At 66.6% G+C, this 20712-nt stretch carries 17 protein-coding genes; 7 read left to right on the forward strand and 10 right to left on the reverse strand.

Features of this window, described 5'->3' with window-relative positions; all coding sequences use genetic code 11:
- Window positions 1-83: 83 nt before the first annotated feature.
- The 4 genes from Poly30_RS20740 to Poly30_RS20755 form a co-directional block, all read right to left on the reverse strand.
- Window positions 84-1730 carry a hypothetical protein gene (locus Poly30_RS20740; RefSeq protein ID WP_145201780.1) on the reverse strand — a complete coding sequence of 549 codons (1647 nt, stop codon included), beginning with the start codon at window positions 1728-1730 and terminating at the stop codon, window positions 84-86.
- Window positions 1731-2022: 292 nt separating this feature from the next.
- Window positions 2023-3303 (reverse strand): hypothetical protein, encoded by a 1281-nt coding sequence (locus Poly30_RS20745; protein WP_145201783.1) that lies wholly within the window; start codon window positions 3301-3303, stop codon window positions 2023-2025.
- A 315-nt stretch (window positions 3304-3618) separates the two neighbouring features.
- Entirely contained in the window at window positions 3619-5262 is a 1644-nt protein-coding gene (locus tag Poly30_RS20750; protein WP_145201786.1) for a B12-binding domain-containing radical SAM protein, read from the reverse strand.
- Between the two features lie 56 nt (window positions 5263-5318).
- Window positions 5319-6335 carry a PdxA family dehydrogenase gene (locus tag Poly30_RS20755; RefSeq protein WP_145201790.1) on the reverse strand — a complete coding sequence of 339 codons (1017 nt, stop codon included), beginning with the start codon at window positions 6333-6335 and terminating at the stop codon, window positions 5319-5321.
- Between the two features lie 46 nt (window positions 6336-6381).
- Between Poly30_RS20755 and Poly30_RS20760 the strand changes: the two genes are divergently transcribed.
- On the forward strand, window positions 6382-8004 hold the full coding sequence (locus Poly30_RS20760) for an FMN-binding glutamate synthase family protein (RefSeq protein WP_145201793.1): 1623 nt from the start codon (window positions 6382-6384) through the stop codon (window positions 8002-8004).
- A gap of 51 nt (window positions 8005-8055) precedes the next feature.
- Here the strand turns inward: Poly30_RS20760 and Poly30_RS20765 are convergent, their stop codons facing one another.
- The 3 genes from Poly30_RS20765 to Poly30_RS20775 all read right to left on the reverse strand — a co-directional run bounded on the left by Poly30_RS20765 (window position 8056) and on the right by Poly30_RS20775 (window position 11150).
- Complete coding sequence (locus tag Poly30_RS20765; RefSeq protein ID WP_419190434.1) at window positions 8056-8631, reverse strand: hypothetical protein; 576 nt, start codon at window positions 8629-8631, stop codon at window positions 8056-8058.
- Between the two features lie 167 nt (window positions 8632-8798).
- Entirely contained in the window at window positions 8799-9872 is a 1074-nt protein-coding gene (locus Poly30_RS28730) for a tetratricopeptide repeat protein (protein ID WP_419190435.1), read from the reverse strand.
- Between the two features lie 342 nt (window positions 9873-10214).
- Window positions 10215-11150: an RNA polymerase sigma factor gene (locus Poly30_RS20775; RefSeq protein ID WP_419190436.1), complete on the reverse strand. Its 936-nt coding sequence runs from the start codon at window positions 11148-11150 to the stop codon at window positions 10215-10217.
- Window positions 11151-11820: 670 nt separating this feature from the next.
- Here Poly30_RS20775 and queG point away from each other — a divergent pair.
- The 4 genes from queG (at window position 11821) to Poly30_RS20795 (ending at window position 15497) form a co-directional block, all read left to right on the forward strand.
- Window positions 11821-12978 (forward strand): tRNA epoxyqueuosine(34) reductase QueG, encoded by a 1158-nt coding sequence (gene queG / locus Poly30_RS20780; protein WP_145201802.1) that lies wholly within the window; start codon window positions 11821-11823, stop codon window positions 12976-12978.
- A 190-nt stretch (window positions 12979-13168) separates the two neighbouring features.
- Window positions 13169-13384: a hypothetical protein gene (locus tag Poly30_RS20785; RefSeq protein WP_145201806.1), complete on the forward strand. Its 216-nt coding sequence runs from the start codon at window positions 13169-13171 to the stop codon at window positions 13382-13384.
- A 162-nt stretch (window positions 13385-13546) separates the two neighbouring features.
- Window positions 13547-14767: a methyltransferase domain-containing protein gene (locus Poly30_RS20790; protein WP_145201809.1), complete on the forward strand. Its 1221-nt coding sequence runs from the start codon at window positions 13547-13549 to the stop codon at window positions 14765-14767.
- Window positions 14748-15497 carry a thiamine phosphate synthase gene (locus Poly30_RS20795; RefSeq protein WP_145201812.1) on the forward strand — a complete coding sequence of 250 codons (750 nt, stop codon included), beginning with the start codon at window positions 14748-14750 and terminating at the stop codon, window positions 15495-15497. The genes Poly30_RS20790 and Poly30_RS20795 overlap by 20 nt, the downstream gene beginning before the upstream one ends.
- Window positions 15498-15518: 21 nt before the next feature.
- Here the strand turns inward: Poly30_RS20795 and Poly30_RS28735 are convergent, their stop codons facing one another.
- Both Poly30_RS28735 and Poly30_RS20805 read right to left on the reverse strand, forming a co-directional pair.
- Entirely contained in the window at window positions 15519-16118 is a 600-nt protein-coding gene (locus tag Poly30_RS28735) for a lipid-A-disaccharide synthase N-terminal domain-containing protein (RefSeq protein WP_419190437.1), read from the reverse strand.
- On the reverse strand, window positions 16111-16893 hold the full coding sequence (locus Poly30_RS20805; protein ID WP_419190438.1) for a glycosyltransferase family 2 protein: 783 nt from the start codon (window positions 16891-16893) through the stop codon (window positions 16111-16113). Before Poly30_RS20805 ends, Poly30_RS28735 begins: the two co-directional genes overlap by 8 nt.
- A 79-nt stretch (window positions 16894-16972) precedes the next feature.
- On the opposite strand from Poly30_RS20805, the gene Poly30_RS20810 reads away from it, so the two are divergent.
- On the forward strand, window positions 16973-18595 hold the full coding sequence (locus Poly30_RS20810) for a glycosyltransferase family 39 protein (RefSeq protein WP_419190439.1): 1623 nt from the start codon (window positions 16973-16975) through the stop codon (window positions 18593-18595).
- Between the two features lie 2 nt (window positions 18596-18597).
- On the opposite strand, the gene Poly30_RS20815 is transcribed toward Poly30_RS20810, so the two are convergent.
- Window positions 18598-19248 carry a TIGR04282 family arsenosugar biosynthesis glycosyltransferase gene (locus Poly30_RS20815; RefSeq protein ID WP_145201818.1) on the reverse strand — a complete coding sequence of 217 codons (651 nt, stop codon included), beginning with the start codon at window positions 19246-19248 and terminating at the stop codon, window positions 18598-18600.
- A gap of 305 nt (window positions 19249-19553) precedes the next feature.
- On the opposite strand from Poly30_RS20815, the gene Poly30_RS20820 reads away from it, so the two are divergent.
- Complete coding sequence (locus Poly30_RS20820; protein WP_145201821.1) at window positions 19554-20690, forward strand: efflux RND transporter periplasmic adaptor subunit; 1137 nt, start codon at window positions 19554-19556, stop codon at window positions 20688-20690.
- The last annotated feature ends 22 nt before the right edge of the window (window positions 20691-20712 follow it).

The following is a 20712-nucleotide window of genomic DNA, read 5'->3' on the forward strand; positions in this document are numbered from 1 at the left end:
GACAGGGCGAGCGGCGCTTTTCTCATCCAGCGGGGAGAGGGGTCGAACGCCTCATGCCGAACTCTTCCCCGTCGCCGCCCTGATCACTGAAACAGGATCGAGGTCCCGTTCGAGAAGTTCGACGTAGGACCCGTGGCGCTGGAGTCGCGGTGCCAGGCCTGGAAGTTCCAGGTGTCGCCGGCTGCGGTCGTCCGGAATCCCATCGGACCGGGGATCGCCTGAAGGTTGACGCCGAGCGAGATCATGCCGCTGGTGCCCGTGTTCTGGATCTGCCCTGGCCCGACGTAGCGGCCGATCGCGCCGGTCAAGCAGAGGTTGCCCGAGCTGCCCGCGGGGTTCATGACGAAGCCCTGCACATCCGACACGATGAAGAACCCGAACGAGAGGAGCGGGAGGCCTGTCACCGAGAGCGTCACGTCGTTGGTGGCGACGATGCGCGAGCCTACCGCGGTGATCGAACTCGCCCCGCCTGTTGAGTTGGCGTTCGGCGTGCAGTAGGCCGTACCGATGCCGCCCGGTCCGATCGTTCCGTCCGAGACGAGCAGGTCGTACTCGTTGCATCCGCTGCCGGAGAACATGTCGACTTCGATGATCAGGTTCTGACTGGCGCCCGTCGTGTTCGTGTAGGAAACCGTTTCGTTGTCCGTGGTGGAGAAGCCGACGGAGAGCGCGCCGGTTCCGGTGCCTTGACCTGCCACGTTCGTGTCACAGGCGACGTTTGGATCCCAGAGGTAGAGGTCCACGTCGGCGAAGAGGTCGATGAAGAAGATGGTCGCTTCGATCGTCTCGCCGTTCGCCACGGTGACGGCGTAGTAGTCGTTGTCCCCGTCCTCCACGCTGAGGCCCGTGTAGGTGCCGTTCGTGACGGCCGCAGCCGTCGTGCAGTCGTCGCTGTCTTCGAACGCGTCCGGGAAGCTGCAGTCCGGGTCGAAGGCGAGCCTGACGTTCATGTCATAGCTCAGGCAGCCGACTCCGGCCGCGGCGGGGTTGACGAAGACCTCGAAGCGGACCTGTTCGGGAGAGCCCGTGACGTTTTGATAGGTGAAGCCGTCGGCAAACCACGTCGTCACGAGGTTGCAGCTCGAGTCGAACTGATTGAGGTCGAGATCGACGGTCGCCTCGTCGACGAGCGAGACCGACAGGTACTGGCTCGGCTGCACCGTGATCGAGTAGAAGTCAGAGTCGGTGGTCGACGCGACGAGACCCGGGTAGTAGCCGGCTGGAACGGCGACCGACGTCGCGCAGGTATCGTTGTCTTCGAAGGCGTCGTCCGGCCCGGTGCAAGGATTCGCGATCTCGGTGGCGAGGAGCGTGCCCGCACCGGTGGCACCGTTGTAGCCGCCGACGCGAACGAAGTAAGAAGTGCCGGCCGCGGGGGCCAGGGCGGTGAGCGTGCTCTGGAGGCCGCACGCATCGTCATTGCACGAGAGGGACGTGAGAGCGCCGCAGGCGCCGCTGAAGATCTCCAGGGAGGTGTCGTAGCTGGAACCGCAGGTCTCGAAGGAGATCAAGCCACCGCCCGCGAGGGTGGAGGTGTACTGGAACCAGAGGTCGGGCCCGCCGCTGGCGGCACAGGGCCAGACCTCGGCACTGAGCGTGGCGATCGTGGTGTCGAAGGCGACGGCGGCGCCGGAGGTGAGCGGGGTGGCGCCGACGCAATCGTCGGTGCCCTGTGCGAGCGCTGGGCTGGCCAACATGGCGGCCAGGAGGAAGGAAGGAGTCTTCATCATCGAAGGGGGAGAAGGAGCCGGGAGCAGAACAGGAAGGGCCTGGCCAGCTGCGGAGAAACCGCGGGACCTGGACCCGTCCACTGTAGCTCTGCGAGGGGGAATTCGCGCCTCGCGGCATCCCTGGTCCTCTCGATCCGTCGGTCCCCCGATGGGATCGGCTCCGACGATCACCGAAACGAAGAGCGCCGCCCACCCCCGGAGGGGCGAGCGGCGCTTCCTATCCTTGAATGGTGCCCGGAAGGGGTCAGGTCAGGCAAGCCTGGCGCATCCCCCCATCACGCCACCGAATGGATCACTGGAACGTGACCGAGGTGCCGTTCGAGAAGTTCGACGTGGCGGTCCCCATGTTGGAGTCACGGTGCCAGAGCTGGAAGTTCCAGGTGTCGCCGGGCGAGGTGGTCACGAAGCCGGTCGGCGTCGGGATCATGGTGAGGTCGATGGCGAGCGAGATCATGTCGGTCGCGCCGCTGTTCTGGATCTGGCCCGGGCCCACGTAGCGGCCGATGGCGCCGAGGACGCAGAGGTTACCGGAGCTGCCGGCCGGGTTCATGACGAAGCCCTGGGTGTCCGAAACGATGAAGAAGCCGAAGGCGTTCGTCGGAAGGCCCGTGACCTCGAGGGTCACGTCGTTGTTCGCGACGACGTTCGAACCGGTCGCGATGATGGAGCTGGCGCTGCCCGTGGAGTTCGGGTTGGCCATGCAGTAAGCCGAGCCGATGCCGCCCATGCCCATGCCGGCGCCAGCGACGTCCATGCTGTAGTCGTTGCAGCCACCCGTCGTGAACATGTCGACTTCGATGATCAGGTTCTGATCAGCGCCCGACGTGTTCGTGTAGGTAACCGTCTCGTCGTCCGAAGCGGTGAAGCCAACGGCGAGAGCGCCCGTACCCGTGCCGGCGCCGGCGACGTTCGTGTCGCACGCAACGCTGGGATCCCAGAGGTACAGGTCGACGTCCGCGGTGGCGTCCACGAAGAAGATCGAGACGTCGATCGTCGCGCCGTTGGCGACGGTCACGGAGTAGTAGTCGTTATCCGTGTCGTCAACGTTGAGACCCGTGTAGCTGCCGCTGCCGATCGCCGTTGCGCTGGCGCAGTCGAAGTTCGTCTCGAGCGCGTCGGGCATCGAGCAGGGGGTCACGATCTCGTTCGCGACGATGATGCCAGCGCCGGTAGCACCGTTGTAACCGCCCACACGAATGAAGTAGGTCGTGCCAGCGCTCACGCCGGAAATCGAGGCACCACTCTGGAGGCCACAGAAGTCATCGTTGCAGACTTCCGAGACCAGTGCGCCACACGTGCCGGAGAAGATCTCCAGGGCCGTGTCGTAGCTGGAGCCGCAAAGCTCGACGGTGAGGTCGAGGCCCGACGCGGTCGTGGTGTACTGGAACCAGAGGTCCGGGCCACCGCTGAGGGCGCAGGGCCAAACCTCGGGGCTCAGCGTGGCGGTCGTGGTGTCGAAAGTGGCGGAAACGCCTGCGGTGAGGACCGTGGCGCCCGTGCAGTCGTCGGTGCCCTGGGCGAAGGCCGGGGCGGAAAGAACGGCGGCTGCCAGAAGAACGGAAGTCTTGTTCATCGAGAGTGTCTGTAGGAAGGAGTGGTGACAGGAGAGAAGGTCCGCGGGCGAATGGCGTGAGCCAGCAGCCCTTGAACGTTCAGATCCTAACCGGCTCCAGCGGTCAGGGACACAATCGAGGAGCAATAGCGAGAGACCCCGTTTCCGCCGGGGCGCTCTCATTCTGAGAGCCTGCATCAACCCGGGTCACCACGAGACGCCAAGCGCCCCGGGCTGCCGCCGGAATGGCCCTGATGGGCCAAAGCCGTGACGGGTGCCGACCCCGGCCCCGGGGTCTCACATCGGAGCCCCGCGCCGGAATTCCCAGAGCCGTCCCTATCCCTTGGTGACGCTGGTCATCGATTCACTCGCCTTCGACGCCGCGTTGCCCTTGGTCCCTGTCTTGTGGCCCGGGTCGACCCAGCTCCGGACCGAGTCGACGCCCCCGAAGAGTCTGCGTGAGATCTTGTCGTAGACGCCGAAGGCCCTCGCCTCCATCCGCGCGGCCTGGTAGCTGCCGTCCTCGAGTCGCCTCTGCGCGCGGCGCTCCCACCAGCCGATCTTCCCGCGGGCGAGCCCGTAGCTGAGCGTGGCGTGGTGCTGGTACATCATCCGCGCGCGGCCCACCGCCTTCGGGATGTTGCCGGGCCACGTCTCTTCGAGGTGATACTCGCCGATTGACCCCCACTCCGGAATCGTCCGCGGCCCCTGGTAGCCGAGCGCGATCGCCTCGTCCCACATCACGGTGCCGGGAATCGGACGGAAGGGCCAGACGTTCGGCCGCGCGAGGGGCGCCGCGTTGTGAAGCCTCCGGCACTGATCGATCGTCGCCATCATCGACTCCTCGCTCTCACCGGGATAGCCGATGATGTAGGTGATGGAGCCCTGAACGCCGCGCCGATCCATCTCGACCGCGGCCGCGATGTTGTCATCGCCTTTGATGGGCTTGCCGATGCGCTTCATCATCTCGTCCATGCCCGCTTCGGCACCGATCTCCGCGATGAACATGCCGGACTCGGCCATCATGTCGAGCGTGTCGGGCTTGTACTTCAGGATGGAGTTGGTCTCGATGAACGAGTTCCAGCCGATCTTCAGGTCGCGGTTCAAGAGCCCCTCGGCGAACTCGCGCGTCCGCTTCTGCATCACGCCGAAGTTGGCGTCGTGGAAGCGAATGGCGTCGAAACCCCAGCGTTCGTGGAGTTCCTCGATGTCGTCGAGCATCCGGTCCGCCGGCATGCACTTCCAGCGGCGCATGCTGATCTCCGGGCTGCAGCAGAACCCGCACGGCTCAGGGCAGCCGAAGCTGGAGAAGTACGTGATGCCGAAGTAGGGCTTGTTGTGCCCGATCCACGGCGGCGACGGAAGGCGCAGCACGTCGCTGGCCGACTGCGGCCGCATCTGGTGCTCTCGGTACGGCTCGATGTCGAGGATGTGCCACGGCACGTTCGGCACCTGGTCCCAGCCCGCGACCGCCCTTCTCGGGTTGCGGATGACCTCTCCGTCGCGCATGAAGGCGATGCCTTCGAGTGCGTCGAGCGGCTCCCCCGCGTCGATCGCCTTGACGACGTCGCGGAAGGTGAGTTCCCCCTGGCCGATCACGACGCAGTCGTACAGACCTGTCTCCAGCATGAGGTCGGGCTTGACGCTCGCGAACCATCCGCCGATCACCGCCGGGATCTTCGGATGCCGCGCCTTCAGGTGCTGCATGGCGAGCCAGCTATCCGTCACCATGTAGCCCAGGATCGCCGTCGTCCCGACGAGCATGGCGCCGTCCGCTTCCTGGGCGAAACGCTCGTGCCCTTCGGTGCCACCGTAGAGGCTACCGTCGACGATCTTGACGTCGTAGCCGTCTTCCAGCGGGAACGCCGCGATCGTCATCAGCTCGAGCGGAATCATGTCCTTGCTCGACTCCACCCCCAGCGAGTCGTCGACCTGCTTGGGCTGATAGAGAACAATTTTCTTCTTCTGGCGCTGAATCATGGGGAGCGACGGGGGGAGAGATTTCGAAACGGCCGGCGGGATACCGTCCTGACAGTCTACTCGGCCCGGCGGGCCACCGCAGTCAAGGCCGCCTCTAGTGCCGCCACCAGATTGCCGGGATCCGCGAGAGGCAGGCCGTCTTCGCCCTTCCGGCCGACGATATCGAAGGCCGTCCCGTGCATCGGACTGAAACGCCCATAGGGCAATCCCGCGATGAACGTCACGCCGCGGCCTGCCGCCATGAGCTTCAGGGGGATGAAGGCCTGATCGTGGTAGAGGGCCAGGATCCCCGTATATTTGCCCGCCACGCCCTCGGCGAAGATGGTATCGGGGGAGACGGGACCTGCGACCCGCAGTCCACGGGCTCGGGCGACGTCGACCGCCGGGGCCAGGATCTCACCCTCTTCCGACCCGAGCAGCCCCCCCTCCCCCGCGTGGGGATTGAGCCCGGCGAGACCCAACAGGGGATCCGGGTGCCCGAGATAGCGAAGTGCCTCATCGAGGAACAGAAGCCGGTCGATCACGTGCTCGACGGTGATTCGATCGATCGCCTGGCGCAGGGGCATGTGCCGAGTCGCCAGCATGACGCGCAGATTCCCTGCCAGGCCGATCATCTCGGAGCGCGTCACGCCGCACCACTGGCTGAGCAGCTCGGTCTGCCCCTCGACCTTCGTGCCCGCCGCACGCAGCGCAGCCTTGTTCACCGGCCCTGTCACGAGCGCTTCGACCCGGCCTTCGAGCGCCCATTCATGGCCCTGCCGGAGCGCGGCCACGGCCGCCGCACCACAGCTCGACTGCACCTCGCCCGGCGTCCAGACCCCGGGACCGCCGGTATCCATCCAGCCGACGGGCGCCGCCTGCGTCACCGCCTCCGGAGACGACACCAGGGGCACGTCGTCCGGCCGAACGCTGGAGGGCCCCAAAACCACGATGCGCGCACGCCCGCTCAACGCGACCAGAGCGGGCGGAGTGATCTCTGGCCCGATCCCCGCCGGATCACCGACCGTGAGGGCGAGCAGCGGAAGCGCTTCTCCATCGGCTCGCCGAGGACTCTTTGCGTTCGACGAGTTCATGGATGAGGGAGCTTAGCCCGCCTCCCGGACCCGTAACATCCCCCCCATGCTCCAAGTTCGACTCCTTCCGTGGGCCGCCGCCATTCTGGGCGCCATCGTCTTCTCCGGTCTCGCGATCCGCTCGGGCAGCGCCTCGCTGTACGTCCTTGGTGGCCTCTGCACCCTGCTGGCGGTGCTCGGGTTCCACGACTTCGTCCTTCAGAAGAAGCACACGATCCTGCGCAACTACCCGATCATCGGACACGGCCGCTATCTCATGGAAGCGGTGCGACCGGAGATCCGCCAGTACTTCATCGAGGACGATCTCGACGGCCGGCCCTTCAATCGAGAGGAGCGCAGTCTCGTGTACCAGCGGGCGAAGGGCGACAAGGACTACGACCCCTTCGGATCGGAACTCGACGTGCGCGAGGTCGGCTACGAGTGGATCGGACACTCGATGGCCCCGGCCCACCCCGCAGAGCATCCGCCCCGGGTCACGGTGGGCGCCACGCACTGCAGGAAGCCCTATGACATCAGCCTCCTGAATATCTCGGCGATGAGCTATGGGAGCCTGGGCCCCAGCGCCGTCCAGGCCATGGGTCGCGGCGCGAAAGAAGCCGGCTTCGCCCACAACACCGGCGAAGGCGGCGTCAGTCCGTACCACCTCTCCACCGGAGCCGACCTCATCTGGCAAATCGGAACCGGATACTTCGGCTGCCGTGACCAGGCAGGCAACTTCTGCGAGGAGAGGTTCCAGGAGCGCGCCTCGCACGATCACGTGAAGATGATCGAGGTCAAGCTGAGCCAGGGGGCCAAGCCCGGTCACGGCGGTATTCTCCCGGCGCACAAGGTCACGCCCGAGATCGCGGCCACGCGCGGCATCGAAGTGGGCAAGGCGTGCCTCTCGCCCCCGGGCCACACGGCCTTTTCCTCGCCCGCCGGCCTCGTGGCTTTCGTCGACCGGCTTCGGGAGCTGTCGGGAGGCAAGCCCGTCGGCATCAAGCTCTGCGTGGGCCTACCCCATGAGTTCATGGGCGTTCTCAAGGCCATGCTCGCTTCGGGCACGGGGCCCGACTTCATCACCGTCGACGGTGGCGAGGGCGGGACCGGAGCGGCGCCTCCCGAATTCGGCGACCACGTCGGGATGCCGCTCGAGGAAGGGCTCGCCTTCGTCCGCAACGCTGTTTGGGGAGCGGGGCTCCAGAACCGCGTGAAGATCGCTGCATCGGGCAAGATCACGAGCGCCATGGACGTCCTGCGCTGCATCGTCCTGGGAGCGAGCTACACGAACGCGGCTCGGGCTTTCATGATGTCGATCGGCTGCATCCAGGCGCAGCTCTGCCACACGAATCACTGCCCTGCGGGAGTGGCGACTCTGGAGCCGATGAGGAACCGTGCGCTCGACCCGAAGCTCAAGGGCGTGCGCGCCGCTCGATACCACCGCGAGACCCTGCACTCCCTGCTGGAGCTGGTGGCGGCCACGGGGTTCCAAAGCCCCCACGAGATCCCGCTGGACCGAATCCGGCGCCGCGTCGAGGTGGACGAGATTCGCTCACTGGCGGAACTCTATCCAGCGGAGTCTCCGGGAAGCCTCCTGGAAGGCACAGCTGCAGCCGACCTTCAGGACGCCTTCGATCGGTCGAACGCCGACACCTTTGCGGCCACGCCACCTTCGCTGCAGGTGTCCTGAAGAACGCTGCGGCCCATCAGAAGGCATCAGCACCGGGCGCCGGAGATCCGATCAGACGTCCTGGCGAATGACGACCGTGCCGTCGGCGGCCATGAGTTCGAGCGAGGTCATGGTCCGCACCCCGATCTGATGGAACCCTGCGACGAACAGCGTCCGCTGGAGCAGACCTGCATTCGTCAAACGGACGGGGTCCAGACGGATCACGCTGCCGGTCGGCACGCGACGAACGCTCCCGAACCCGATGGCCTGCCCGACGGTGTAGGAGAGTCCCTGTCCCTCGAACCCTGTAAAGATCTCCACGTCGACGTCGGCGAGCGAGGCAAGGTCCAGCTCGAGCTGAATATCGCCGTAGTAGCGAATCCAGGACGTTCCGTTCCCGAGATCGATGGACTCGTACGCCCCATCTCCCCCAACAGATACCACCGCGTGGCGCAGTGCTTCGGAGGATCCGCGAAGAGTGACCGTCTGATCCAAGAAGTCGACGTCCGAGCCGCCAACCGAGGGCAAGGTCCCGACCGTCGGGTCACTGCCTCCGTCGCCATCCCTGCCACCGGACGGAGGCATATCCGCCGCGGCCGTGCTGGCCAATCCGAGCATCCCGACACCCAAGTAGCCTGCGACGAGCAAGGCCAGACCGACCAGAGGAACAACGGTACCAACGCGTGCGCTGGCGAAGCCACTTCTAGATGAGCGGGGCATGATGGAGGGAGAAGCCACTTCAGGCTTCACGATCGCGTTCGCGGGAGTGCTTACCGGGGAAGATCCCGGCTTGGTGTGTACGGGAGCATCGAGATTCATGACTTGCTGACCTCATTCGCTTCGAAGAGTTCCGGCAGCTGCTTCATGAGCTGCGCCAGGAACCCGGGGCGCGCCTCGAAGATCTTTCGAGCATCCGGGTTCTCGACGAAGAGCGCAGCGATGTCGGAGGCCTCACCACCCGCTCTCAGCTGTGCATCGAGAAGATCCCGGAACGAGTCGAGAGCGCGTTGATCGCGCCCCTGCTGGGCATAGGCGACGCCGATGTTGAAACGCACGACGTTGAATCGTGCCTCGTCCGAGCTGAGCCCGGAGATGTTCATCCAGCGCCAGAGGATCAACGCTTCATGAACGTCGCCCTCGAGGAAATGGAGTCGGCCGAGCTGCATGGCGGCATGCCCGCGGTTCGAAAGGCTCAGTGCCGTATCGAAGACGTCGCGATACAGGGAGGCCGCCTTGAGCTTCTTCCCCTCGCGCGAGTAGACATACGCCAGGTAGATCCGCGCCTCTTCGTGGCTCGGGTCGATCTCGATGGACTGACTGAGCAGCCGGCGGCCCTTCTCCAGGGGATCCGCGATCTGCTCGAGCCGCCCGTTCAGAAGGTGCCGGGCCTCCAGCCAGTCCGACCGACCACCCCAGGTCGAGCGCTCCTCCCCCATCTCCATCGCACCGACCGCTTCCGCGGAGTGCGCCTCATCGGCGCGGCCGGAGGAGACCACGCCGTCGACGAATCCGCGCCCCTGGGTCTTCGCATCCTGCACCGGGACGGCCGCTTCGAAGACACGCTCTCGGAAGCCGGGGCCATCGATGGCGGAAAGCGTATAAGCCTTGCCCAGCTGATAGAAAATCGTGGCGAGGCGGTGCGCCAGATCGATGTTCTCCGCTGCCTTCGCGATCTCGCCTGCGCCGAGCATCGCGATCCTGGCCTCGAGCCGCTGGGGGTCCGACAGGTCACGGTGCAGCCGCGCGAAGCGCCGGATATCGTCCAGGAAGATCTGGCACTCGGCCGAATCCTCCAGGCGCACCATCGCCCGGGCCGCGGCGACCTCGTCCAGCTCCCCATCGACCAGGCAGGAGAGATCGGCCTGCAGAGCGACCTGTGAGTCCGTCAACCCTTCACCCCACGCATCGAAGTCCCAAGCAGCGCCTCCCAGGGGGCCCCCGCTGGAGCCCCCGCTGGAGCCCCCGCTGGAGCCCCCGCTGGAGTTGCTGGACGCTGGTCCTGATGAGTGGTGAGAAGTCATGGCAGTGGAGCGTGGGAACACCGCGAGTTCGTCGCGGGGTCGATCACAGGTCTTGGGTGCTGTGCAGGCGGAGTAGCGCTTTCAGCTCGGGTGGCTACAGAAAAGTTCGGTGTTCAGGGTCTCGCCAACGTTGATCTTTCGATGCGCGGCGGCGGGCCAAAAATAAGGACGTCCGGGTGGGTCGGGAGGTTTCAGCGAAGGGAGCGGAATTCAGGAACGGAGTGCATCGGAAGGAGACCCTCCACCCGGCAGATCGCCCTCGTGTCCGACGGGCCGCCCGACGCGAGCGGGCTTGCAGTCAGGGGGCAGCCCATCGAAGACCCGGCGCATGGCACGGTGAATCTTCTTGCGAGCCCTGAAGATCACCATTTTCAGGTTCTCCAGCTTGATCCCGAGGGCGGCCGCAGCGTCGCGATAGCTGACGCCATCCACCTCGACGAGATGGAGCGCACGACGCTCTCGGTCGGAGAGCATGGTGTAAAATTCGATGTAGAGCTGCAGGTAGGTGACGTACGCCCGGCTGCACTCGAGGTTGGCCTCGTCCTGGAGAACACCCGCCAGCGGCGTGTCGCCGTGGGAAACGGGCTGATCCGAGAGATCCTCGAAGGGGATCTCACGTCGGTTGCCGCCCCCCGTACTCCTCGACCGAAGGTGCTTCAGCACCGTGTTCCGGACGATCATCGCCGTCCAAACGCGAAACGCATCGTCGCGAGAGGAATCGAAACGATGCGGGTAACGGTAGACGTTGAAGAAGACTTCCTGGAGGACATCGCCGGCGTCGGCCTTGCTGTTGTAGCGGCGGAGGCGCCCGGCGACCTGGACGAGGAGGTGGGCGGCGTTCAGCTCGTACAGGAGACCGAAGGTGCCCCGTCCCGTGCTCTTGCGGAAACCATCCATCAGCGCGGTGCTGACGGCGTCCCGGAGCTGCTCCGAGTTCAGCGTGTCATCCGCGAAGGCAGCGCCAACCCGTGCACAATCCTCGTCGTCGAGTTCGGGCGCCAAACGCCCGCTGGAACCCGCCTGACCCATGGCAGCGCTCGCCATTTTCGATCCTGACTTCGCCAGCTCCGCGATCCTCTGCTCCAGCTTGGCGCGACCACCAGGGGTCGTCAGCGGACTGGCATGAAGGAGGTCGGAAACTTGCATGGATTGAGAGGGGTCGGGTGCATCGTAGCCAGCTTCCTCCGATTCGTGTTCATCGAAAACTGCCCACCCTTCCGCGAGTCCTGAATCGAAAGAGTGAATGAGAGCGAGAGCGCCTTCGGGACGGTGAACGGGGTGGTTGTCCTGAAGGAACCTTGGATGCCGCAGGAAAGAATCGTCCTCCCGTGGACCCATGACGGATTTTCCGGGAACCGTCGGGGCTGACCCCACGTCCCTGAGGGCGACGAAAAGATCAGATGACGGACGAGCCTCAGCGGTCTCTCCGAACGAGCGCGCAAGCAGCTCCTTCGCTCCTCCTGAGGGAGGTCCTGAGAGAGGGCGAAGTGAGCGGCGAGTGGACGACGCCTGAAGAACCAGCGGCCTGGCGAGTTGGCGATCCGAAGGGGAAAATTCGGATCGAAGAGCTACGGCCGGAATCATGGCCGCCAAACCAGGTGTGTGCTGGTTCATGATGAGTAAGCGTCGGGGGAACGCTGGTTTCGGGAAGTCTTGGGAAAAAGTGTGCGGTTTCGGATCACCCAAGTGAGCGAATGCGCACAAGGCATTGCAGCACAACCACTTACGTCAATTGTGCGCGTCGCGAGTCGTGTGGAGCGTGAAGTCGTGTTGAACCGAACGCCGCTTCTCTCGAAATCGCACTATCCTCCCGGCGATGCGATCCCTGGACGTAGCACGGACCACCACGCTCGACCTGGCCCGCGAGGCCGGCTTCGATCTCGCGGGGATCGCGCCCTTCGGACCGCCGCCGGACGCCGCGCGATTCGAGCGCTGGCTCGACGAAGAGCGCCACGGCTCGATGGGCTTTCTGGAGCGCGGGCGCGGTGCGACCGTCGATCCTGCGACCCAGTGGCCCCGGGGCAAGAGCCTCCTGATGGTCGGCCTGGGGCACTCCCGCCCCGCTATCGAACTGGAGGGCGGCGGACGAATCGCACGCTACGCCGCAGGCCGCGACTATCACAACGTCGTCGGCAAGAAGCTCACGAAGCTACGCAAGCGCCTGATCCTCGAGGGCCTCTGCGCGCCGGGATCCCTGTTCGTGGACGCCACGCCGCTCCTGGAGCGAAGCCACGCGACCGCCGCCGGGCTCGGCTTCCCGTCGAAGGCCGCCAATCTGCTCCACCCTCGCTTCGGCCCATGGTTCTTCCTGGGCGAGATCATCCTGGAGACCGACTTCGAGCCGACCCCCCACCAGGTTCCCGCGGGCTCGTGCGGAACCTGCACCGCCTGCATCGACGCGTGCCCCACGGACGCGATCGTGGCGCCCGGCGAGGTCGACGCGCGCCGCTGCATCAGCTACGCGACGATCGAACACCGCGGCCTCCTGGAGCACGCTCTCCGGGAACGGACGGGCCCCTGGGCGTTCGGCTGCGATATCTGCTCGGAGGTTTGCCCCTGGGGGTCCAAGGCTCCGGACCTCGCGAAACGCTTCGGGACCCGGCCGGAGTTCATGGACGAAAGCGCGGCCGATGGTGAGGTGCTCGCCAGCATGCTCACGACGGCGAACGACGGAGAGGAAGGCCACGCGGTCCGCTACCAGGGCTCGCCGCTGAAACGGCCCGGTCGCGTCGGCATCGCGAGGAACGCTGCCATCGCCCTCGGCCATGCGCCGAGCGAACGGGGTCGCGCGGCTCTGCTGGTGGCCCTCACCGACGACCCGTCCCCCGACGTCAGGGCCGCTGCCGCCTGGGGCCTCTCGAGGGCCCACCTGGACGACGTGGGAATTCGCCAGAGTCTCGGGGAGGCCCTCGCGCGGGAGCCCGACGCTGCGGCGCGCGAGGACATCGAGTCCTCGCTCGATCGCACGTCCTGATTTCTGCACGCGGACGTCGCGCCAGATCGACGCGGCGGGCTCGTCGACGTCGATTCCGCGCGACACGCCCCCATCGCCGCGCATGTCGCCCCATGGGACATCCGACGCAAACCCCTGCGCCGTAGCCATCTACAGTGGCCTGAGGGAGCGCCCCGGCTGCATTGGTACGCCCTGTGCTTCCTCGAGTTCGATGGAAAACATCCGCAACCAGTTCGAGTCCGACCGCAAGTGGTGCCCCGCCTGCAACGAGTACGTCCCCTACCTCATGAGTCTGGACACGTCCTACTGCGCCAGCTGTGGCGGTGAGGTCCGGCTCTTCTCCAAGGAGCACTGGGAAGCCTTCACCGAACAAATCAAATCGCGCCGGCCCGCCGTGAGGCGCAGGCCGCGACGCGACACCGCCTGACCCTTCGAGTGACTCCTCCCCCCCCCGGCTGGTCACCCCGAGCACTCCCAAGGCGCTTCGGGCCAGCCACGAGTCGTGCTCCCCGCCGACTCCCCGTGAAAGCACCGCGACCCTGCCCCGGGGTCGCGGTGCTTTCTTTGATTCGGGTACAACCTTCGAGTCATGACGATCGACTCCTCCTCGCCCGTTTCGGCCGGCGTCAGCCCCGCGTCCTCCGGATCCCTCCTCGACTCCGTGAAATCTCGCTACAGCGAGGGCGCCCGCGACGTCGTTCCCGAACTCTGCTGCCCCGTCGACTACGACGCGTCGCTCCTCGAGGTTCTCCCCCAGGAGATCATCGACCGCGACTATGGCTGCGGCGATCCGAGCCGCTTCGTCCGGCCCGACGACGTCGTGCTCGACCTCGGCTCCGGCGGCGGCAAGATCTGCTACATGGCGAGTCAGATCGTCGGCGCGGGCGGCCGCGTGATCGGCGTCGATACGACGACCGATATGCTGGAACTCGCGCGCAAGCACCGCCAAGAGGTCGGCGATCGCATCGGGTGGCACAACGTCGATTTCCGCCGCGGGCATATCCAGAACCTGCGACTCGATCACGACGCGCTCGGTGCGTGGCTGGAAGCGCATCCGGTGCGGGACGTTGCCGGCTACGAAGCGCTGGAAAGGGAGCGTGCTCGCCTGGAGCTCGAAGCTCCCATGATCCCGGACGAGAGCGTCGACGTGGTGCTCTCGAACTGCGTGCTCAATCTCGTGGACCCGGCCGAGAAGCCAAAGATGTTCGCCGAGATCCACCGCGTTCTGAAGCGCGGCGGGCGCGCTGCGATCAGCGACATCGTCTGCGACGAGGACGTGCCGCAGGAGCTCCAGGACAACCCCGAACTCTGGTCCGGCTGCATCTCCGGCGCCATGCGTGAGGATCGCTTCCTCCAGGCGTTCGCGGACGCAGGGCTTTACGGCGTCGAGATCGCCGTCTATCAGTCGGAGCCCTGGGCGATCGTGCAGGGCATCGAGTTCCGCTCGATGACGGTCACCGCGCACAAGGGCAAGGAAGGGCCCTGCTACGACCACGGCGAGGCCGTGATCTACAGGGGCCCCTGGAAGTCGGTCGTCGACGATGACGGACATACCCTCCACCGTGGTCAACGCACCGCCGTCTGCCGCAAAACGCTCGGCCTCTACGAATCGGCGCCCTACGCGGACGACGTGATCGCGGTTCGACCACTCCAGGAAATCAGCGCCGAGAACGCACCGCTCTTCGACTGCTCGCGCGACAGCCTCCGCGCGCCCGCCGAGACCAAGTTCGGCGCCGCGCGTGCGGACGTGGCGCCGGGCACGAGCTGCTGCGATCCTGCGGGCGGGGCCGATGGCGCCAGCTGCTGCTAGTCGCGGGGAGCGCCGCGTCCGCCTCGGCGACGCGAAGCTGCTCCTGATCTTCACGCCCGATCTCGCCGCCGCCGATCCCCTGGCGGCGCTGGAGGCGGCGATGCCCTACGTGGACATCGTCCAGGTGCGGCCCAAGCCGCTCGGCGACCGCGCGGCTGGATCGGCCGCCCGCGCCACGATCACGGAGGCGCGGGCCGCGTTCGAGTGGTGCCAGCGGGTGCTGGACCTCCGTGCGCAGCTCGACCTGGACGCGCCGCCGCTCGTCTTCGTCAACGATCGCGTGGACGTGGCCATCGCGCTCGCGGAGGCCGGGCTCGACGGCGTGCACGTCGGCACGGACGACATGCCCGCCAAGGCGGCGCGCCGCGCGCTCGGCGAGGACCAGCTTCTGGGTCTCTCCTCGCACACGACCCGCGACCTTGGTCGCGCCTGGGACGAGCCGATCGACATGCTCGGCTTCGGTCCGATCTTCGCCACGGCCACGAAGGGCTACGGAGCGGGCGACGCCCCTGCATCGACCTATGCGCCGAGGGTGGTGGGGCCCGAACTCGCCTGGGTCGCGTCCGAGACCGCGCCGGTGCCGGTCTTTCCCATCGGCGGGATTCACCTGGGCAATATCGCAGAGCTCGATCGCGTCGGACGGGCGGCAGTCGGCAGCGCCATCCTGGGGGCCGAGGATCCGGGCCAGGCCGCGCGTCACCTCAGGGAAGCGCTGCTCGGCGGCATCTGATCCGAAGCGAAACGCCGAGGGCTACGCCGCCTTGAAAGCGCGGCGCGCCAGCATGATGTTCCTCGAGTACACGAAGATCCCGGTCGACTGGCCGGTGACGCCGACCACGTCCCTGCGCCAGATGAAGTAGACGAGCAGCAGCAGCCCGCCCGCGAGGCTGCCGTACCAGAACGCCAGCGGGACGACGCTGCGCCCCGCGCGCTCGCTCGCGAACCACTGGAGCAGCATGCGGAACGTGAACGCGGCCTGGCCGATGAAGCCGATCGACACCCACAGGAAGCCCACGGGCTTCGTGATGTTGAAGATGACGTAGAGCGGCCCGGCGCCGCGCTGGAACTCCTGCTCCATCGCGACGGCCTCCAGCCAGCGCTCGCCGGAGAACTCGCGTCCGAGCTTGTCGACGACGATGAGGCCGTCGCCCGTACGGCGCAGGTCCAGCTTCTGGAGCGGCGCCTTCAGATCGATCTCGACGCGCTCACCGCTCGACTGCTGCTCGCTGCGTGCCTCCAGGAAGAGCGCGGAACCGACCAGCACGAGAATCGTCACGAGCACGATCAGAAGGCCGTAGTCGTGGCGGCGGGTCGACACCGGCGGCTCGAAGGACTCGCGTGACTCAGTCACGCAGGACCTCCCCGATCGGGAGGAGCAGACGACGCTTTCGCATCCAGCGCACCGCGACGAGGTCCTTCGTCGCTTTCCACGCACGGTTGCCGATCCCGTACTTCGACACGCCAGCGGTCCGCGGGTGGTGCCCGACGGGCGTCTCCGCGACGTCGAACCCGTGGTAGCGCAGAAGCGTCGGCAGGAAGCGATGCATCCCTTCGAAGAGCGGCAGCGCCTGGATCGGAGCGCGCCGGAAGACCTTGAGCGAGCAGCCCGTGTCGCGGATCGAGTCCGCGCTGATCGAGTTGCGGACGCGGTTGGCGACCCTGGAACTCGCCCGACGCACGAAGCTGTCCTGACGCTTCTTGCGCCAGCCGACGACGGCGTCGTGGCCGCCTTCGCGGAGCATCGTCACCATGGCGGGCAGGTCCATGGGGTCGTTCTGGAGGTCCGCGTCGATGGTGGCGATGAGCTCGCCGGCGGCGACCTGGATCCCGGCGGCGATGGCGGCGGTCTGGCCGCAGTTCCGCTGGAAGAAGACGCCCTTCACGCGCGCGTCCTTCGCATGGAGCTCCCGGATGATGCGCGCCGAGCCATCGCGACTTCCATCGTCGACGAGCACGAGTTCCCAGTCGGCCTCGGATCCGAGCGCTTCGACCATCTTCGCCAGCAATCGCGGGAGGTTCTCCTCCTCGTCGTAGACCGGCGCGACGACGGAGAGGCTCACCGACCCATCGGCGGGCCAGTGCTCGCGCACCTGAAACGGCAGCAGGTCCGTCTTCTCGGGATTCATGATTCGTAAGGGGTCAACACGCTGGAAGGATCACTATCTTCGGGACCCAGGACCCCAAATGCGAACATCTCCCTCCAGTGTGCCAACTGCCGACAGCCTCACTCCACTCCCCAGGACTCCACTCTTGGGCGGCTGGTGGCTCTTCGTGCCGCTGCTCGCCTGGGCGGCCTTCCGGGGCTGGTGGGCGCCGGACGAACCTCGCTACGCCCAGATCGCGCGCGAGTGCTGGGACCGCGGGGAGTGGCTGGTGCTCCACATCTGCGGGGATATCTATCCGGACAAGCCGCCGCTCGTCTACTGGATCGCGGGCGTGTTCGGGCGCTTCAGCGACTGGTCGGAGTTCGCGATGCGGATCCCTTCGCTCCTGGCGACGCTCGGATCCGTGCTCCTGGCGCAGCGGATGGCGCGGAGGCTCTTCGGCGAGGCGGCGGCGCGCTGGGTCGTTCCGCTCTACCTCGGGACGGCGATGCTCCTGGAGATCGGCGGCCGGCTCCAGCTCGACCCGATCCTCTCGTTCTTCACGTTCCTGGCGGCGGAGCGGCTGACGGCCGCCACCGAGCCCTCGGGTTCCCGGGCCGCGGTCAGCGGGCTGGCGCTGGGGCTCGGGGCGCTTTCGAAGGGTCCCGTGGCCTGGCTCCACGGCGGTTTCGCGCTGGTCGCGGCGCGACTCGCGCTCCCGAAAGGCCAGCGAACGGGCATCCGGGGCCTCCACTGGGTCTTCATCGTGTTGCTCGCGATCGCACCCGCGCTCCTCTGGGCGATCTTCGCGAGCCTGTCCGAGCCGATCCTCGCCGATCACCTCTTCTTCGGCCAGCACCTCGGGCGCCTGTCCGAGAAGGCGCCCCACGAGGGGCCGCCGTGGCAGCATCTTTTGGAGATGCCCGTGCTGCTCCTGCCGACGACACCCCTTGTGATCCTCGCCCTGTGGCGGGCCTGGCGCACGCGCAGCGACGGAGAGCCCGCGTCCCGGAACCTCCGCTTCCTGGCGCTCTGGTTCGCGTTCACGTTCCTCGTGTTCAGCATCATGCCGCCGAAGCGGCCGCTCTACCTGCTGCCGATCTACCCGGTGGCGGCGCTGCTGGCGGCCCAGGAACTGAGCCTCCGATGGCAGCAGGGCGCGTGGCGGCGCTGGATCGTCCGGGTCCCGGCGGGTCTCTTGCTCTTCCTCGGCGTCGCGGTCGGCCTCGCGCTGATCGGGGCCCGGATCCCCGCGGTCCTGGAGAAGGCGCCGAAGCTGGATCAGGTCCTCCCCTACGGCCTCGCAGGCGCGGCGCTTTCGCTCACGCTGATCGTGTTCTCGTGGCTGGCGTGGCGGAGGAGCGATAGCCCGCGCGGCATGGATCACCTCGTGCAGGCGCTGGGCCTGACGTTCCTCGCCGCCGGATTCTTCGTCGCCCCTGTCCTGGACGAGATCAAGTCGGCCCGCTCCCTGGCGCTCGAGATCGCCGCGCTACCCCAGAAGCCCGAAGCGATCCCGGTACGCGGCGTCCAGCCGGAGGGCTACCGTTACTACGGCCGCGTCCCCACCGTCCGTTCGGGCGATCTGATCGAGGCGCTGAACCGCGACGGCGACCAGTTCCTCGCGCTCGTGGAGACCCGCCAGTACCAGACGCTGAGCCCCGAGGTCCAGGAGCGGACGGTCGAGCTGCTGCGGGGCCGGGTCGGCTCGCGCGAGGTCATCGTGCTGGGCGCGAAGCCCTGAGTTCACTGCCCGGCGAGACCGCCGGGCCAGTGGGCCGCCAGGAGCCTTCGCGTGCGCGGGGCTCCGCCGGACCGGGCCGCGAGCGCAGCCTGGAGGTCAGGCAGGGCGCTCGCGTCGTCCACGTCGAACTCCTCCTCGAGTTCGACGACACGGAGGCGCGCGCTGGCGCAGCGCTCCAGCGTGGAGGTGTGGACCCTGTCCGTGCTCCAAGGGATGTCGTGGAAGACCTCGGGATGCTGCCCCCTCATTCCCAGCAGGTAGTAACCGCCGTCCCTCGCAGGCCCGAGGCAGACGTCCGCGTCATCGAGTGCGGCGAAGGCCCGCGCCACCACGTCGCGGGCCAGGTGCGGCGTATCGGTTCCGATCAAGACGCAGCGATCGGCGCCTCGCCTCGCGCCTTCCTGGATCGCCTTTCTCATGCGATCCCCGAGATTGCCGTCGGGCTGGCACCAGCGCTCGGCCCACGGAACGTACTCCTTGAACCATGAGACGGCGTCCGCGGGTGCGAACGCCACCATCGTCGGAACCCCGCTCGACTTCGCGAGCGCGAGCGTATCGAGGACGAAGGCCTCGGCCAGGGCCTGCGCGAGGTCAGCTCCGATCTCCGCGGCCAGTCGGGTCTTCGCGTAGCCGGAGCGAGGCTCCTTCGCCATCACGATCAATCGGTCGTTCAAAGTGCGTGGCCCTCGGAGAGGGGTCTGTGGGTGGAGAGGCGAGTCATGACGGAAGCATCTTACGACGGTTAACCCTCATTTTGATCCTACTCGGCCGCAGGCGCGCCGGTTGTGAACGCTCGATCGCCGCGGGCGGCTCCCCGTTCACCGAGCGGTAATGAACCAAAGAGCCGACGGCCGATTCTTCCCACTCGTCGTCGAGCATCGACAGACGAGGTCCCTCGAGCCGCGGATGGCGGCTTGGCCGGGTCCTACCTCCTCGACCATCCATTCCCCCAGCATCCATGAGATTCCCGTCCGCGTCGGTCGTCCTACTGGCCTCCCTTTGCCTCGCATCGACGGCTTGCAAGCAAGATCATGGGGAGGAGCATGAAGGAGAGCACGAGGTCGCCCACACCGTCGTCGTGACCACTCCCGTGGCCAAGAGCGTCGTGGCGACGAAGAAGTACGTCTCCCAGATTCACTCGCAGCGGCACATCGAACTCCGCGCCCTCGAGCGCGGCTACCTCGAGGAGGTCCTCGTGGACGAGGGCCAGTCGGTGAAGAAGGGGCAGCTGATGTTCAAGCTCCTCCCCGTCGTCTTCAAAGCGAAGCTCCACGGTGATGAGGCGGAGCTGCAGCGCGTGGAGATCACGCTGAAGAACACCGAAAAGCTCTTCGAGCAGAAGGTCGTTTCGGATCAGGAACTCGCGCTCGTTCGGACGGAGCTGGAGAAGGCGAAGGCCCAGGTGGAGCTGGCGACGGCCGAGCTCTCGTTCACGGAGATCCGCGCTCCCTTCGACGGCATCATCGATCGCCAGTACGAGCAGCAGGGAAGCCTGACCGAGGAGGGAGACATGCTGACGACGGTGTCCGACAACAGCGTGATGTGGGTGTACTTCAACGTTCCGGAGGCGGACTACCTCGACTTCAGGGTCATCCCGGGCGCCGTGGACCCGGACCATCAGCAGAGGCTCACGCTCCCGAACACGCAGATCGAGCTCCAGCTCGCGAGCGGCCGGCTCTTCGACCAGACCGCCGACCAGACCGTCACGGTCGAGTCCACGTTCGACAACGAGACCGGCAACATCCAGTTCCGGGCCGACTTCCCGAATCCCGATGGACTGCTTCGTCACGGGCAGACGGGCACGCTGCTGATCCACCGAACGCTGGAGGACGCCGTCGTCATCCCGCAGCGGTCGACCTTCGAGATTCTCGACAAGCAGTACGTGTACGTGATCGACGAGGACGGGCATGCACATCAGCGCAGGATCACCACCTCCCACGAGATGGACGATGTCTTCGTCATCGACAGCGGCCTCGAAGGCCACGAGAAGATCGTCCTCGATGGTGTCCGACAGGTCCACGACGGTGAACACGTGGAGTTCGAGTTCCGTGACCCCGAAGTGGTCCTTGGCCAGCTGAAACACCGCGCGGAATAGCGGGCAGCGAGACCCTCCAGCA

It is taken from the genome of Saltatorellus ferox, assembly GCA_007751475.1.
Lineage (GTDB): Bacteria > Planctomycetota > UBA1135 > UBA1135.